This is a genomic window from Luteimonas terrae, from assembly GCF_031457535.1.
Lineage (GTDB): Bacteria > Pseudomonadota > Gammaproteobacteria > Xanthomonadales > Xanthomonadaceae > Luteimonas > Luteimonas terrae_A.
In genome coordinates this window covers 74,265-88,843 of sequence record NZ_JAVDWO010000017.1, presented here as the reverse complement: position 1 = coordinate 88,843, position 14,579 = coordinate 74,265, and the positions used below count along the sequence as shown (strand labels likewise).

The 14,579-nt window shown below is 66.8% G+C and carries 13 protein-coding genes; 9 read left to right on the top strand and 4 right to left on the bottom strand.

What is annotated here, in order from left to right:
* Nucleotides 1–290: 290 nt before the first annotated feature.
* Entirely contained in the window at nucleotides 291–1,067 is a 777-nt protein-coding gene (locus tag J2W68_RS16860; RefSeq protein ID WP_310238256.1) for an AraC family transcriptional regulator, read from the bottom strand.
* Here J2W68_RS16860 and J2W68_RS16855 point away from each other — a divergent pair.
* The 3 genes from J2W68_RS16855 to J2W68_RS16845 all read left to right on the top strand — a co-directional run bounded on the left by J2W68_RS16855 (nucleotide 1,049) and on the right by J2W68_RS16845 (nucleotide 3,626).
* Nucleotides 1,049–1,996, top strand: coding sequence for an NAD-dependent epimerase/dehydratase family protein (locus J2W68_RS16855; RefSeq protein WP_310238254.1), 948 nt, complete (start codon nucleotides 1,049–1,051; stop codon nucleotides 1,994–1,996). The two genes, J2W68_RS16860 and J2W68_RS16855, sit on opposite strands and share 19 nt — an antisense overlap.
* Nucleotides 1,997–2,331: 335 nt before the next feature.
* A complete protein-coding gene (locus tag J2W68_RS16850) occupies nucleotides 2,332–3,003 on the top strand; it encodes a glutathione S-transferase family protein (RefSeq protein WP_310238251.1) in 672 nt (223 codons plus the stop codon).
* A gap of 113 nt (nucleotides 3,004–3,116) precedes the next feature.
* Nucleotides 3,117–3,626: a nuclear transport factor 2 family protein gene (locus J2W68_RS16845; RefSeq protein ID WP_310238248.1), complete on the top strand. Its 510-nt coding sequence runs from the start codon at nucleotides 3,117–3,119 to the stop codon at nucleotides 3,624–3,626.
* A 123-nt stretch (nucleotides 3,627–3,749) separates the two neighbouring features.
* On the opposite strand, the gene J2W68_RS16840 is transcribed toward J2W68_RS16845, so the two are convergent.
* On the bottom strand, nucleotides 3,750–4,103 hold the full coding sequence (locus tag J2W68_RS16840; protein WP_310238245.1) for a winged helix-turn-helix transcriptional regulator: 354 nt from the start codon (nucleotides 4,101–4,103) through the stop codon (nucleotides 3,750–3,752).
* A 488-nt stretch (nucleotides 4,104–4,591) separates the two neighbouring features.
* Between J2W68_RS16840 and J2W68_RS16835 the strand changes: the two genes are divergently transcribed.
* The 3 genes from J2W68_RS16835 to J2W68_RS16825 all read left to right on the top strand — a co-directional run bounded on the left by J2W68_RS16835 (nucleotide 4,592) and on the right by J2W68_RS16825 (nucleotide 6,404).
* The gene (locus J2W68_RS16835; protein ID WP_159681921.1) at nucleotides 4,592–4,861 is read left to right on the top strand and encodes a hypothetical protein; all 270 of its coding nucleotides are present in this window, start codon (nucleotides 4,592–4,594) and stop codon (nucleotides 4,859–4,861) included.
* A 100-nt stretch (nucleotides 4,862–4,961) separates the two neighbouring features.
* On the top strand, nucleotides 4,962–5,642 hold the full coding sequence (locus J2W68_RS16830) for a hypothetical protein (protein ID WP_345784587.1): 681 nt from the start codon (nucleotides 4,962–4,964) through the stop codon (nucleotides 5,640–5,642).
* Between the two features lie 144 nt (nucleotides 5,643–5,786).
* On the top strand, nucleotides 5,787–6,404 hold the full coding sequence (locus J2W68_RS16825; protein WP_310238241.1) for a methyltransferase domain-containing protein: 618 nt from the start codon (nucleotides 5,787–5,789) through the stop codon (nucleotides 6,402–6,404).
* 223 nt (nucleotides 6,405–6,627) lie between these two features.
* Here the strand turns inward: J2W68_RS16825 and J2W68_RS16820 are convergent, their stop codons facing one another.
* Complete coding sequence (locus J2W68_RS16820; RefSeq protein WP_310238238.1) at nucleotides 6,628–8,796, bottom strand: putative bifunctional diguanylate cyclase/phosphodiesterase; 2,169 nt, start codon at nucleotides 8,794–8,796, stop codon at nucleotides 6,628–6,630.
* A 63-nt stretch (nucleotides 8,797–8,859) separates the two neighbouring features.
* Entirely contained in the window at nucleotides 8,860–10,326 is a 1,467-nt protein-coding gene (locus J2W68_RS16815) for a PLP-dependent aminotransferase family protein (protein ID WP_310238235.1), read from the bottom strand.
* Nucleotides 10,327–10,880: 554 nt separating this feature from the next.
* Here J2W68_RS16815 and J2W68_RS16810 point away from each other — a divergent pair.
* The 3 genes from J2W68_RS16810 to J2W68_RS16800 are packed head-to-tail and all read left to right on the top strand — an operon-like array spanning nucleotide 10,881 to nucleotide 14,435.
* On the top strand, nucleotides 10,881–11,303 hold the full coding sequence (locus J2W68_RS16810) for a hypothetical protein (protein WP_310238232.1): 423 nt from the start codon (nucleotides 10,881–10,883) through the stop codon (nucleotides 11,301–11,303).
* Nucleotides 11,300–13,042, top strand: coding sequence for an ATPase domain-containing protein (locus J2W68_RS16805; protein ID WP_310238229.1), 1,743 nt, complete (start codon nucleotides 11,300–11,302; stop codon nucleotides 13,040–13,042). Before J2W68_RS16810 ends, J2W68_RS16805 begins: the two co-directional genes overlap by 4 nt.
* Nucleotides 12,999–14,435, top strand: coding sequence for a diguanylate cyclase domain-containing protein (locus J2W68_RS16800; protein WP_310238261.1), 1,437 nt, complete (start codon nucleotides 12,999–13,001; stop codon nucleotides 14,433–14,435). Before J2W68_RS16805 ends, J2W68_RS16800 begins: the two co-directional genes overlap by 44 nt.
* Nucleotides 14,436–14,579: the final 144 nt, after the last annotated feature.

Below are 14,579 nucleotides of genomic sequence, written 5' to 3'. Positions count from 1 at the left end.
CTCCAGATGGCTGGAGCGCATGCGATCACTGCCGCCAGAAGTCCTCGATCAGATGGCGCTGACGCCATGAAAACGTGGGGAAACCTTAGAACCTGACACCGTTCTGCCCGCAGTTGCGCTGACGCGTGCTGCGGGGTGCATCTCGCATTGGGAATAACGACGCGGGCTGATGTACTTGCCTGCGCGCTTCCAGGCATCCTCTGAACAAGTCCGTCATTCTCGCTTGACCAGCCGTTCGGCTGTTGGGAACCGCGGGAATGACGAGCAAGAGGGACTTGTTCAGAGCATCCCTAGCTCTGCATCAATTCGGTCATCAGCATCCGCGGGGTGTTGCCCGCGATGGCGTGGAAATCGGCGATCAGGTGCGCCTGGTCGTAATAGCCCGCGTCCACCGCGATGTTGGACCAGTTGACCTCGCGTGCCGACTGCGCTGCCCGCACCGCGTGTTCGAACCGCATCAGTCGGGAAAATGTCTTGGGGCCGATGCCCAGCGCGTCGTGCAGGATCCGGCGCAGCTGCCGTTCGCTGATGCCCAGCGTTCGCGCGGTCTGGGTGACGCCGGAAACCTGCAGCTGTTCAAGTGCCACGTGCAGCAGTGGAGACGCAGCACGTGCAGCGCTGTTGCGCGCGGCGTAGGTCGAAACCGCGGCGTCCAACAGGCCACATGCGGCGTTGGCATCGGCGGCGCTGGCGAGCTGTTCCTGCAGCGCTTGTACCGTCGCGCGTGTCCACAGGTCTTCGAGCGGAACCATGCGCCCGGTCAACTCGCTGGCGGAGATGCCGAGCGCGCGTTCGTAGGTGCCCGGTTGCAGCCGGGCGAGCACCGCGTGTTGTCCGCCGCGAATGAACTTCCGCTGGACCGTCGGGCGCACGCCCATCGCATGGATGTCGAGCCCGCCCGGAATCGTCGGCCCGAAGCGCACGACCAGCTGCGCTTCGACATGCGGCACGGCGACCCGCTGCATGTCGTGCCGGAAGTGACGCGCCGTCATCGCGAGGATGGGACGCAACTCGCCTACAGCGGGGAGGGCGCCGCGATGGGTAAGCGATGCAGGGCGCGGAAGCATGGGGGCATTGTCGGCATCGATTCGGCGATTCCGCAACCTGGCGGCGGATGGCCGTTTTCTCCAATGCCGTGATGCGCACGCGCTCTATCGTGCGTTCCATGAACATTCTGATGACCGGCGCGACCGGAAAAGTAGGGAGCCGCCTTGCAAAGCGGCTGGTGGCTCACGGACACAACGTGCGTGCCCTGGTGCGTGACCCGTCACGTGCAGCGGCGCTCACCGGGCAGGGCATCACGCTGGTGACCGGCGATCTGTTGGAGGCGGACTCATTGACGGCGGCAGTGGCCGGTGTGGACGTGGTGGTGCATTGCGCTGCGTTCTTCCGCGGGGCGACGCCCGAGGAAGCACATGCGGTCAACGAGCGTGGCACCCGATATCTGGCACTGCGCGCCCGCGATGCGTCGGTGCCGCGATTCCTCTTCATGAGTACGGGCCTGGTCTACGGCCCCAACGGCGGGGCGCTTGCGCATGAGGACGACGCGTGCGCGCCGGTGGATGCGTATCCGCAGAGCAAGCTGGCGGCCGAGCGGATGCTGCTGGAGGTCGACGGTCTGGATGTCGGCATCCTGCGTCTGCCGTTCGTCTACGGCGACGGCGACCCACACATCCAGGACGTGGTGCCATTCATGCGCAGCTTCCCGCCGACGCAACGCATGTCCATCGGCCACCACGCGGATGTGGCGCAGGCCGTGATCCGCTGGCTGGACACACCGTCGCCCGCGCACCGCATCTACAACGTGGTGGATGACGCCACGCCCGACCTGGCCACGCTGTTCGCTTCGGTAGGCGAGCCGCCGCCCGACGGCACCGACCCCGAGCGCGCGCGGGCCTTCGCCGCAGTCCTCGACGGGCACCGCATTCGCGATGCACTGGGTTTCCGGCCGCTGTTCCCGACGCTTGCGGATGCAATTGCAGCCGGTGCGGCGTAACTCGGATACGGCTGGCTTGATACGCCGGCCGGTGGCATCCGGTCTGAGCGCACGTTCCAGTGGAAATCCGGCTTGCTCGCTAGTGCGGGGCGGCAGGGCGGCAGCGTCAGGACTCTATGGATGCCCGTTGCTCACGCAGCAGGAGTCCGATCGCATGCGGAACCGCATTCGGATTTTTGCGGTTCTGCGCCGGGCGCCGTGCAGCTTATGACCCGTCTGCCCATCCTGGGTGTCGAAGGGGCGTGCGATTGTTGGTGCGTGACGGTGGGCTGTCGTGACTGCGTTGCAGCGTGCCACCACCATCTTTCACGACCTGTCTGCCGATGGAGAACGCAATGATCCTTTACGATGCCAACGCGCCGGGGCCGAACCCGGTTGTGGTTCGACTGTTCGTGCATGAGCGGCAAGGCTTGCAGTTCGATGTGGAAACGATCGATCTCGTGGGCCTCGAGAACCGCCGCCCCGCCTACCTGCGACACGTCAACGCGCGCGGCGAGGTGCCTGCACTGCGACTCGACGACGGGACGATCATTACCGAGATCACCGCGATCTGCGGCTACTTCGACGAGATCGCACACGGCGGCCGGCGCCTGTTCGGCGACACGCCGGAGGAACGTGCGGTTATCCATATGTGGACGCGGCGGGTCTATCTGGAAATCGTGCTGCCGTTCGTGTCGTGGTGGCGCGGCACCGAGGCCGCGGAGCGCGCGTATCGCGGCCATCGCATCCTGATGCCCGAAGCCCAGCGCTCGCATCGACTGCTGGCCGACCAGGGCCTCAACCAGCTGGAGCGTGATCTCGAGGGCCGTCGCTTCATCGCCTGCGATGACGTGACGATGGCCGACATCCTGCTCTATGGCTTCATGGGCGCAAACATCGCGACCGGCGAGATTCCCTGGATCGACGCGCCGCAACGTCCCAACGTGGCCGCATGGCTGGCGCGCATGGCCGCGCGGCCGAGCAGTGGTTCGATGATGCAATCTCTGGACGCGCGGATCGACAACTAGCGTTGCCGCGGTCGCTCGACGCATCGATGCACTTACCAACAGGTAGGTACTGGACGCTCCGACTCGTAGATTTTAACGTGCGAGCGAGCCGCTTCTCGGCGTGGAGAAATCGAATGAAAGTCTCAAGCCGCCGATCGTTTATGACCGGCCTCGCTGCCCTTGCTGCGATGCCCCTGGTGCAAGTCGTACAAGCACGCGTGCCGCCGACCGATGGAGGGACCGATGAAGGCATCGTGCGGGAGCTCTATCGCGTCGCCGAGCCCGCAAGCCTCGATGCGGATCGATTCGTCTCGCTTTTCGCGAGCGATGGGTATTTCCTGGATGTGCCGTCAGGACAGCAATGGATCGGGCCGAACGTGCGGGAACCAGTGACCGGTCTGATCTCTGCCTATCCCGACATTCACCGCGAGCTACTGCGATTCGTCTCCGATGACGCGGGCACGGTCGTGGTCGAACTCAGGTTGCAAGGTACGCATCGTGGTGATCTTCCGCTCCCTGACGGCATTCTGCGCGCGACGGGTAAGACGTTCGATGTGCGGTGCTGTGACGTCTGGCAGCTCGAGGATGGCAAGGTCAAGTCCTTCCACTGCTACAACAGTCTCGTCGCCTTCCTGAAAAGTTGAGCGATGGTTGCGCGAGCCCCCCATCTGTGGGCTGACGCGCCGATTTCGCATGCAGCTTGCTCCGCACTGGACGGTCTGGCTGCCGCGCGTTGATGCGCCTGACTGGGCCAAGAGGTCAGCGGCTCAGTCGTCCATGCCGGACTGCCGGGTTCGCACCGCCTCGAACTCGGCCCGATGCGCCGTGCCCCAGTTGCACAGCGGCATCAACGCCTCGACCAGCGTCCGGCCGAACGGCGTCACCGCATAGTCGACCTTCGGCGGCACCTCGCGGTAGTCGTGGCGTACGAGGACGCCCGTGTCGACCAGTTCACGCAACTGCTGGATCAGCACTTTCTCGCTGATCCGCGGGATCAGCCGCCGGAGTTCTCCGAATCTTTGGGCATTGTGCTGCAGGTGGTAGAGGATCAGCGGCTTCCACTTGCCGCCCATCACCGCCAGTGCGACGTCGAGGCCGCAGTTGGGAACGGAAGTGTTCACTGGCGCATCCGATGTGTGTGCTCTGGCGGTGCTGGTCATGATGGCAAACAACGGTGCCAGGTTCACTTTCCGAGTGTTGCGGGACGATGCACCGGGCTGGCGCCCGCAACGCTTTTGGTCTTGGCCTCGACCATGGCGCGACGTCGTCGCGGCCCCCAGGCGCGCTGCTGTTGCGGGAAAGTGAACCTGGCACCGTTCTGCAGGATGTCGCGTGCCGCTCGGGACGCGGCGCGCGTATCGGTGGCATCTGCAGCGGGCTGGCCGGTCGAATGATCGAAGCTTCGGGGGAAGAGAGAATGACCCCATTCGCTTTCCTGTCCGAAAGACGCAGCACAACGCGTTATTTCCGGCATCTAGGGGACGCCCTAGGTCAGTCATCAGGCGAATTTCACATGTCCTCCACGTACTCCAATTTCGCCTGAAGACGCACGGAAACCGCGGCAAAAACGCCGCTATATTCCGGACTCCCCCGAAGCAGGAGAACTGAAATGTCGCTCATCCAACAGCATAAGAAGACGGCACAAATGGTCGGCGTGGCGCTGGTCGCGGCCGTGGGGCTCGGTGGCTGTGCCACCTACAAGGACGACTTCGCACGCATCGATACGCGCCTCGATACCCTCGACTCGCGGGTACAGGGTGCGGCCCAGAGCGCGGAATCCGCCAACCAGTCGGCGACGCAGGCCAACCAGCGCCTGGATCAGATGGAACGTCGCGTCCAGCAGCTGGAAACGGCGCCGCGTCGTACGCCGCGCGGTTGATCTGATCGGACCGGGACCCGCTGGCCTGCGGGCCACGGGTCCCGGTGTGTCACCCGTTTTTTCGAGGAGTGTTCCCATCGCCAGGTCCCCACACGCTGCGATGCGGGTTTTCCACGGTGCGCTGCTGCTCGCGTTGGCATCCGCCAGCGTGGGCGTGGCCATGGCCGAGGAGCCCGCGACGCCACCGGTCGCTTCGGTCGACCAGCTTCCGCCCGGACAGGACGTGTCCGACACGGTGATCGAACTTGCGGGCTGGGTCATCGCGGCCAATGACAACCACGGTTACCCGTTCGCGGTGATCGACAAGGCCGCTGCGCAGGTGCTGGTGTTCGGCGGCGACGGCAAGCTGCGAGGCGCAGCGCCCGGGCTGTTCGGTTCTGCGGTCGGCGACCATGCGGCGCCCGGCATTGCCGGTCTTGCGCTGCGCGAGATTCCGGGGCGGGATCGCACCACGCCTGCCGGTCGCTTCGTGGGCGGCTATGGGCCATCGATCGACGCCGGACGTGTGCTCTGGGTGGACTACGATTCGGCGGTCTCGCTGCATCCCACTGCCGCTGGCCTTCCAGCCGAGCGACGCGACGAACGCCTGGCATCGCCGACGCCGGACGACAACCGTGTCACCCACGGCTGCATCAACGTCGCGACTGCGTTCTACGAGGAAGTCGTCCGCTCGACGTTCGAGAAGGGCGGCGTGTTCTACATCCTGCCGGACAAGGACTCGATGGCGGAGACCTTTCCGGAGTTCGCGGAAAGCCGCGCCTCGGCAAAGCGCGAGAATTGATTCAAACGGCGGCGCCCAGGCACGTGCGCCTGGCGCTGTTGAGCGTGCGGGCCGGCGACACGCGCTTGAGGACAAGAGCGACGCTAAGGTCAGTTCCCGAGGGTTGGCACACGATGCGCCGCCGAGTCTGGTGGAGACCCGCTGATGTCGGAAAAGGCCCGCAGCAACAACCGGCGCACTGTCGCGGCGTACGAGCGCTCCGCGCGTGAGTACGTGGACACGGTGGCGGGCAGGCCATCGGCCAGTGCCGACGCGCTTCGGCGACTGGCCGCGGCGGTCGCGCCCGGCGCGCGCGTGCTGGAGATCGGCTCGGGTCCGGGCTGGGATGCCGATGCGCTCGAGGCGCTGGGCATCGCGGTGCATCGCACCGACGTGACCGACGGCTTCTGCACGCTGCAGGCGGCGCGCGGCAAGCGCTGCGATCGTCTCGACCTGCTGTCGGATCCGATCACCGCGCGCTACGGCGGCGCGATGATGCTCTGCGTGCTGCAGCATTTCGAGCGCGCGGAGCTGGGCGGGGCGCTGCGCATGCTGGTGGATGCACTGGATCCGGGCAGCCCGCTGCTGCTGATGTATCCGGAGGGCGATGGCGAGGACCAGGAGCACGGCGCTGATGGCGACTATGTGGTGGTGCGATGGACGCCGGCCGCGCTCGATGCGCATCTCGCGCAGGCCGGGTGCTCGGTCGCATGGGACGACACCATCGACGGGCGCGGCGGCCGGTGGCGCACGGTGCTGGCGCGGAAACTGGCTGCGCAATAACGGCGTCGGGTTCACGCATCCGCGGTAGCGCCATGTGCGGTGACGTCGCCGGGTCATGGTGCTGCAATGCACGCGCCTCGCAGCTTCGATCGAGCGACCGGTTGCTGAGGGTGCTCGCTGGACTGGATCGAACCCGGTGAGCGGAGCACGCGCACCGCGCTGGCTTTCGAATCGAGACAGTTGGACCCGTTCTGATGGTCTTCGTCCGCAGTTCGCTGCGCTGCTATCTCGTCTGGGCCTGCGCGTCCGTACAGGCGGATAGCCGCAGGCAGGCGTCGCCGATATCGCGGCTGTCGCGGCTGTCGCGCAGCATCGCTTCAAGCGCGGCTGCGGGCACCGCGGCACTGCACCAGTAGCCCTGGATCTGGTCGCACTGGTGGCTGGCCAGCAGCGCCGCCTGGCCTTCGCATTCCACGCCCTCGGCGAGCACGCGCATGCGCAACTGGTGCGCCATGGTGATGATGGCGCGGGTGATCGAGACGTCGTCCGCCGGCGCGGTCACGTCGGGCACCAGCGAGCGGTCGATCTTGATCAGGTCCACCGGCAACCGGCGCAGGTAGCTCAGGCTGGAGTAGCCGGTGCCGAAGTCGTCGAGCGAGATCTCGACGCCCAGCGCCCGCAGCGCCTCGAGGTGTTGCACGGCCTGGTCGAAGTTGGCGATCAACATGCTTTCGGTGACTTCGACGCCGAGCAATCGTGGATCGAGGCCGGCGCTGGCGAGCATCTGCTCGATGCGGCGCGCGAGGTCGGGCTGCAGCAGCTGACGGGCCGACAGGTTGACGGCCACGCGCACCGGCGGCAGGCCGGCGCGCTGCCAGTCCGCCGCCTGCTCGATGGCGCGGCGCAGGACCCAGTCGCCGATGGGCACGATCAGGCCGGTTTCTTCGGCGATCGGAATGAAGCGGTCCGGCGGGATGCGGCCCAGCGTGGGGTGCTGCCAGCGCAGCAGGGCTTCGACACCGACGATGCGGCCCTGTGCCAGGTCGACCTGCGGCTGGTAGTGCAGTTCGAGCTGTTCGTCGCGCAGGGCCTGGCGCAGCGCGTTCTCCAATGCCAGGCGCTCCGGGTCGTAATCGTCCGGCGCGCCGGCGTAGACGTTGATCTGGTTGCGGCCAAGCCGCTTGGCGTGATGCAACGCGGCGTTGGCACGGCGCAACAGGGTCTCGGCGCGTTCGCCTTCGGCCGGTGTCATGGCCAGGCCGATGCTGCAGGTGACATGGATCTCGTGCCCGTCGATGTGCATCGGCCGGGCGATGCTCTCGAGCAGCGCATGGGCCAGGTGCGGCGCATCGTCCGGGCCGGCGGCCAGTACCACCACGAACTCGTCGTCGCCGCGCCGGGCCACCAGATCGATGTTGCGCACGGTCGAGGTCACGCGCTGTGCCACTTCTCGCAGCACCGCGTCGCCGACCGCCGTGCCGAGGCCGTCGTTGATGCGCTTGAAACGATCGAGCGCCAGGACCAGCACCGCGCTCTGCGTACCGGCCTGCAGCATCGCGTCCAGCCGTTCGAGCAGCAGTTGCCGGTTCGGCAGTCCGGTCAGTTCGTCGAACTGCAGCAGCTGGTGGATGCGGCGTTCGGCGGCGCGGCGTTCGCGCAGGTCGTCCATGCAGACGTGGGCGAACGAGGTGTCGCCGCTGGTCACCAGGCTGATCGACACATCGACCGGAATCTCGTGGCCGTCGTGATGGTGCACGCTGGTCTCGAACCGCAGCGAACCGCTGTCGTACAGATCGCGCCAGCGCTGCAGCCACTGCGTGGCATCCACTTGGGTGTCGATGTCGGACACGCGCAGCCGCAGCAGTTCGTCCCGCTCCAGGCCCAGCAGCCGGCACGCCGAGGCGTTGGCATCGCGGAAGGCGCCGTCGGGCCCGACCTGCAGCAAGGCGTCGTTGGCCTGTTCGACGGCGTGGCGGGTGAGCAGCAGCTGGTGCTGCGCCTGGTCGCGTTCGCTCACATCGCGCGCCGAGGGAATCAGCCAGACCACCCGCCCGTCCAGGTCGTAGAGCGGCAGCAGCGAGAAATCCATGGCCAGCGGAGGGCCGTTGCGCGTGGCGATGCGCACGTCGAAGCGCGACGCCTCGCCCCGCGCGGCGCTGGCGATTGCCAGCTGCAGCTGTCGTTGCGACTGTTCGCACGCCTGCCACCACGGGGTCGTGTCGAAGCGCTCGCCGAGCACCTGCTCGGGCGTGCAGCCGACGGCGTGCAACGCCGCCTCGTTGGCGTAGTGCAGCCTGCCGTCGGTATCGAGCAGGCCGGCGAAGATGCACGGGCCGAGCCGGTCGAGCACTTCGTGCAGCGCCATCTGTGGGCCGCGCGGGGTGCGGCTGACCGCCATCCGCGTCGGCACGGCATCGGGATGCGGCTTCGGTGAGGACGGGGACCTGGACATGGCTGCACTCTGCGCTGGCGTTCGCGGCGGCAGTGCGCGCAGTTGCGCGTCTGCGCGACCGGATCAGATCGGCGCTGCCGCCGATGGTTGGACACGCGGTGCGTCACTGACCAACCGGGCCAGTGTGCGCAAGGCGTGCTCGCGTGAATCGTCCCAGGGCTGGCCGCAGGTGAGCCGGATGTGGTGCCGGAACTCACCGCGCGCGGAGAACATCGGCCCGGGGGCCAGGCTGATCCGTTCTGCCATCGCGGCCCCGTGCAGTGCCATCGCGTCGACGCCCGCAGGCAACTCCACCCATACGAAGTAGCCGCCGGCCGGTTGCAGCACCCGCGTGCCGTCGGGAAACAGCCGGTTGACGGCGTCGAACATGCTGTCGCGCTGCGCCTGCAGCGACGCGCGCAGGCCGCGCAGGTGGCGGTCGTAGCCACCTTCCTGCAGGTACTCGGCCAAGGCGGCCTGCACCGGAATCGAGCCCGACAGGGTGGTCATGAGCTTCAACCGTTCGACCTCACGCGTCAGCCGGCCGGGCGCGGCCCAGCCGACCCGGTAGCCCGGCGCCAGGCACTTCGAGAACGACGAACAGTGCAGCACCAGACCGCGACGGTCGAACGCCTTGGCCGGCAGCGGCGCGACATTGCCCGCGTAGAGCTCGGCGTAGACGTCGTCTTCGATCAGCGGCATGTCGTGGCGGGCGAGCAGTTCGACGAGGTCGCGCTTCTTCGCCTCCGGCATCAGGCTGCCCAGCGGGTTCTGGAAGTTCGTCATCAGCCAGCAGGCTTTCGGGCGATGGCGTTCGATCACCTCGGCGAGGCGGGCGAGGTCGATGCCTTCGTGCATGTCGGTCGGCACTTCGATGGCGTGCATGCCGAGACGCTGCAGCGCCTGCAGCGCCATGTAGAACGTCGGCGATTCCACCACCACCGCATCACCCGCCCGCGCCACTGCGTGCAGGCACAGGGTCAGCGCCTCCATCGCCCCGTAGGTCAGCACGATCTCCTCGACCGGCACCTGCAGGCCCTGGCGCAGATAGCGTTTGGCGATCTCGCGCTTGAGCGGCAGATTCCCCGGCGGCAGGTCCTCGGCCATGCTCCACGGATCGAGCCGCCGCGTACTCGAGATCAACGCGCGGCGCAGTCGATCGAGCGGGAAGAGGGTGGGGCTCGGGAAAGCGGAGCCGAAAGGCACGACATCGCGCGCACGCGCGGAGCCCAGGCAGGAATAGATCAGGTCCTTGACCTGGACGGGCCCTGATCCGGAAGGCTCGGACGCTCGCGGCTCCGGCAGCCGTGCGCCGCCGGGACGTGCCGCGACGAAGTAGCCGGAGCGAGACGCGGCGCGCACCAGGCCGCGCGATTCGAGCAGGTAATAGGCCTTGAACACGGTGCTCGGGCTCAAGCCCCGGCTGGCACAGGCCTGGCGCACGGACGGCAGGCGATCCCCGGGGCGCAGCACGCCGGCCGCGATCTGTTGTTCCATCTCGCGCGCGAGCAGCTCGAACTTCGGGGCCGTGTCGCCTGGACGGTCACGCATGGCGCGGACTCCCCGATTCGATCGGCCGGCGGCTCGATGGCGTTTCGTTGGCGCGCTGTGCCTCACACCTCTCGGCACACACCTGCAACTTGCGCCGCGCAGATCGAATGCGACGATCCGATTGCGGATTGCCGCAGACACGATGACGTGAGTCAGGCCGCCCCGGCTCTTTCAATCGAATTTTGATCCTACGCCCCTTTGTCTTCCGCAGGGGGAACGTATTCGAGCCACTCCGATGCCGGGCTATCGGCGTTGTCATGGGATATATCGACGCGCTGAGGTGGCGCATGCGATTCGATCAGCTCGATGGCGCGAGCCCCGCCGCGCGGCGTCCGGCGTTCCACCCACGGCACGCAGGTGAGGCTCTGGACGCGCGTGTCTGGTGCCCGACGACTTCTACGGGCTTCAAGCGGATTGCGCTGCTGCACCTGTCCGCGTGGGCGAGGGAACGGAATGCGTCAGGCCCGCTTGCGATTACCGGGCCTCGTCGCGCGGGCCTCGCGCTGACAGCGTAGGATGGGGACGTCCCGCATGCGCGGGAGTTCAGGTCGCATATGCAGACCCAGATGCATCGAGTGGAAAGCCTGCTGCGGCGTGTTGCCGCGGAGGGGGGCGGCACGGACGCCATCACCGCACAGGCCCTCACCCTCTGGGACGACTTGAGCGGGGCGCTTGTTCCCATTATTGGCCAACGAGGCATGTCCGCGCTGTTTTCGCGTGCGCTGCATCTCGCGGGCGCGCGCCACGCCTGGCTGCAGGCGGAGTTTGAAGCCGCCGGAGGCGTGCCTGACTTCCCGATCCTCGCCGAGGCGGGTTCTCGCCAGGCCGAGGACGACGCGATTGTCGCGATCGCCGATCTGTTCGACACGTTCGAGCGCCTGCTGGTGACCCTTATCGGGGCATCGCTCAGCGAGCGCCTGCTGCATCCACTCCGGGACGATCCGACCGATCCGTCCCGCCAGGACACCACTCCATGACCATGCAGAACGCGACGATCCGGCGACTCGCCACCGGAGTGAAAGGCCTCGACGCCGTATTGGGCGGTGGAATTCCCGAATTCTCTTTCAACCTCATTGCGGGGTCGCCTGGTGCCGGCAAGACGACGCTCGCCCACCAGCTCATGTTCGCCATGGCCACGCCGGAGCGACCGGCGCTCTACTTCACCGTACTGGGTGAGCCGGCGTTGAAAATGCTGCGCTACCAGCAGCAGTTCGCGTTCTTCGATCCGGCGCGCGTGAACACTGCGATCCGGTTCGTGAACCTCGCCGACGATATCGCGGGCGGTGACCTGCAGCAGGTGCTGGCGCGCATCGATGCCGAGGTGCGTGCGCATGCGCCGGGGTTCGTGTTCGTGGATTCGTTCCGCTCGGTGATCCTGTCGCACCACGCCGACGGGAATACGTTTCTCACGTTGCAGGAGTTCATCCAGCATCTCGGGATCCTGTTGACGAGCTGGGAAGCGACGACGTTTCTGCTCGGCGAGTACTTCAGCGACGCGGATCCCAATCCCATCTTTACGGTGGCCGACGGGCTGATCTGGTTGCGTCAGAGCGTCGAGCGCAATTCGATGGTGCGCAAGCTGGAGATCGTGAAGATGCGCGGCCAGCCGACGTTGGCTGGCTTGCATACGTTCCGCATCACCCCCGCAGGATTGCGCGTGTTCGCACCTGCGCGGGTGCCGGGCGCGCCGGACCGCGATCCGCCCGCGTCCGTGGACGACCGGTGCGGCATGGGTGTTGCCGGCCTGGATGCGATGCTCGGCGGCGGCCTGCCCAGCGGGTATTCGCTGCTGGTGGCCGGACCTTCGGGCTCCGGCAAGAGCACTCTGGCTACGGCCTTCCTCGCCGAAGGCGCGCGCCTGGGAGAGACCGGGGTGATCGCCGCATTCGAGCAGCGCTCGCAGCGCTCGCGTGGCCCGCTGATTTCCGGACTGATCGAGGCAGGCCGCATTGGGGTGATCGACACCCGCGGCCCCGGGCTTTCCGTGGACGAGATCGCGGTCCTGCTGGTCGAGGAAGTGCAGCGGCTGAAGGCGAGCCGGGTGGTCATCGATTCGCTGTCCGGCTTCGAGCTCGCCCTGGCACCCACCTTCCGCGAAGATTTCCGTGAAACGCTGGCACGGCTGGTGGCCGCACTCGCGGACACCGGCGCGACCGTGCTGATGACGTCCGAACTCGAAGACCGCTACAACGAGTTGAGATTCAGCCCTTACCGCACCGCGTTCCTGACCGACGCCATCATCGTGCAGCGGTACATCGAGCTCGACAGCCGGCTGGAGCGCGTGCTCGCGGTAGTCAAGGTGCGGGGCAGCGCGCATTCGCACGATATCCGCCTGTTCGACATCGACGCAGGTGGTATCCATCTGGGCGAAACGCTGGCGGGGCAAAGGCCTGCTCAGCGGGCATCCGCGTCGGGTCGAGTTGGCGCCGCCTACCGTGCGCGGCAACTAGGATGTGCCGGGTGGACCGCTGGTGACCACGTCCGGGTTCGAGCCGCGGCCGGGGTCGGTTCGCACGTCGTTCGATTCGCGCGCGAGTCATGCGCAGTTGCGCGCCCAGCTCATCGAGCTCCAGTCCCTGGTAGGTCTCCTGCACGCGGTGTCGAATGGACCCGGCTCCGACCTCGCCGAGGCCAATGGCCATCTTGTCGTCGCCGCGCTGGCAGCGCAGGTCATGGCGGAAGATGCGGCACGCCAGCGCGACCGCGTGGCGCTTGAGAGCTTGCGCGATCCGTTGACCGAAACCCCGAACCGGACAGCGATGCTCGACAGGCTGGGCGTCGCGATAACAGCGGCGCAAAGACGCGGCACGCGCTTTGCGGTGTTATTCATCGATATCGACGATTTCAAGCGTATCAACGACACATTCGGTCGTCCTGTCGGCGATAGCGTCCTCCAGTTCATGGCACGGCGGCTGGAGTCGGGCCTGCGTGACACCGACACCGTGGGCCGCTACGGCGGTGAGGAGTTCCTGGTGTTGCTCGATGACCTGCCCTCGAGCGAGGACGCCTCGGCGATTGTGGAACACCTGCTGCAGGTGATTGCGGCACCGGCGACCATCGGCGGTCATGACATCGCCCTGTCTGCGAGCCTCGGCATCGCTCTGTATCCGGACGACGCGACCGACGCGGGCTCGCTCATCGCACGCGCCGACGCTGCGATGTACTGCGCCAAGCGCCGGGGGCGGGGCGGCTACGAGTTCTGTCACAACGTCATGCGTCATGCCGACGGCTCGGTGCCCCTCTTCGGAGTTGGCGACGCCGCCCATGACGAGGCGTTGCGCTCGGCATACGTTCGAAGCGATCAGCACGCCGTCCTGCAGGAAGCAAACGGCCAGCTTGTCGTGTCTGCCCTGGACGCACGTGCCGGCGAAGCGCATGCACGCGAGGCGCAGTCCAGGCAATCAGACGCGATGGCGATGGCGGCGCACGAGTTGCGCAATCCGCTCACCCCGATCCGCCTCGCCGCCGACATGCTCGACGCGGCGCGCGACGACGTCCCGCGTTTCGCCCGCTTGCGGGGAATCATCGATGACCAGGTCGGTCATATCGCGCGGTTGGTGGATGATCTGCTCGACGGCACCCGGATCACCACGGGCAAGCTGCGGCTGGAGCAGGGGCCTGTGGATCTGGGCCAAGTGCTCGAGATGGCCGTGCTGAGCTGTCGCACCGGGATCGATGCGCGTGGCCAGCAACTGGAATTCGCTGTTCTCCCGGCGGGTGTCGTCAGGCTTCACGCCGACCGGACGCGCCTGTTGCAGGTGTTCACCAATCTGCTCGACAACGCCTGCAAGTACACGCCCGAAGGTGGCCGCATCGGCGTATGCCTGGAGCGGTTCGATGATCATGTGACAGTGACCGTGCGTGACGATGGCATCGGGATCGCAGCCGAGGCGTTACCGCAGGTATTCGATCTGTTCGTGCAGGTGGGTGACGGCTCGCCGGCCCACAGAAGCGGGCTCGGCATCGGCTTGGCCCTGGTGCGTGAGCTCGTCATGGCCCACGGTGGCACCGTCGTTGCGAGCAGCGACGGCACGGGCCAAGGCAGTACGTTCGTGATCACGTTGCCGCTGCCAGTCGCATCGACACCGGACACCCTGAGCGTCGCCTAGGACAGCTGGATCGATTCCGCGGGCATCTGCCTATATGCCGTTAGCGTTGAGCACGATCTCGGGTGGCATCGAAGTAAGGTGCCCGGTTCACTTATCCCGTCGCTTTGATGGTCGGAAAAGTGAACCTGGCAAACCTCGCACCAT

Excerpts from the sequence above, each read along its gene's own strand:
- J2W68_RS16855 (WP_310238254.1), top strand. The coding sequence starts at position 1,049 with ATGCAGGGCGCGGAAGCATGGGGGCATTGTCGGCATCGATTCGGCGAT.
- J2W68_RS16860 (WP_310238256.1), bottom strand. The coding sequence starts at position 1,067 with ATGCTTCCGCGCCCTGCATCGCTTACCCATCGCGGCGCCCTCCCCGCT.
- J2W68_RS16850 (WP_310238251.1), top strand. The coding sequence starts at position 2,332 with ATGATCCTTTACGATGCCAACGCGCCGGGGCCGAACCCGGTTGTGGTT.
- J2W68_RS16845 (WP_310238248.1), top strand. The coding sequence starts at position 3,117 with ATGAAAGTCTCAAGCCGCCGATCGTTTATGACCGGCCTCGCTGCCCTT.
- J2W68_RS16835 (WP_159681921.1), top strand. The coding sequence starts at position 4,592 with ATGTCGCTCATCCAACAGCATAAGAAGACGGCACAAATGGTCGGCGTG.
- J2W68_RS16830 (WP_345784587.1), top strand. The coding sequence starts at position 4,962 with ATGCGGGTTTTCCACGGTGCGCTGCTGCTCGCGTTGGCATCCGCCAGC.
- J2W68_RS16825 (WP_310238241.1), top strand. The coding sequence starts at position 5,787 with ATGTCGGAAAAGGCCCGCAGCAACAACCGGCGCACTGTCGCGGCGTAC.
- J2W68_RS16820 (WP_310238238.1), bottom strand. The coding sequence starts at position 8,796 with ATGTCCAGGTCCCCGTCCTCACCGAAGCCGCATCCCGATGCCGTGCCG.
- J2W68_RS16815 (WP_310238235.1), bottom strand. The coding sequence starts at position 10,326 with ATGCGTGACCGTCCAGGCGACACGGCCCCGAAGTTCGAGCTGCTCGCG.
- J2W68_RS16810 (WP_310238232.1), top strand. The coding sequence starts at position 10,881 with ATGCAGACCCAGATGCATCGAGTGGAAAGCCTGCTGCGGCGTGTTGCC.
- J2W68_RS16805 (WP_310238229.1), top strand. The coding sequence starts at position 11,300 with ATGACCATGCAGAACGCGACGATCCGGCGACTCGCCACCGGAGTGAAA.
- J2W68_RS16800 (WP_310238261.1), top strand. The coding sequence starts at position 12,999 with ATGGCGGAAGATGCGGCACGCCAGCGCGACCGCGTGGCGCTTGAGAGC.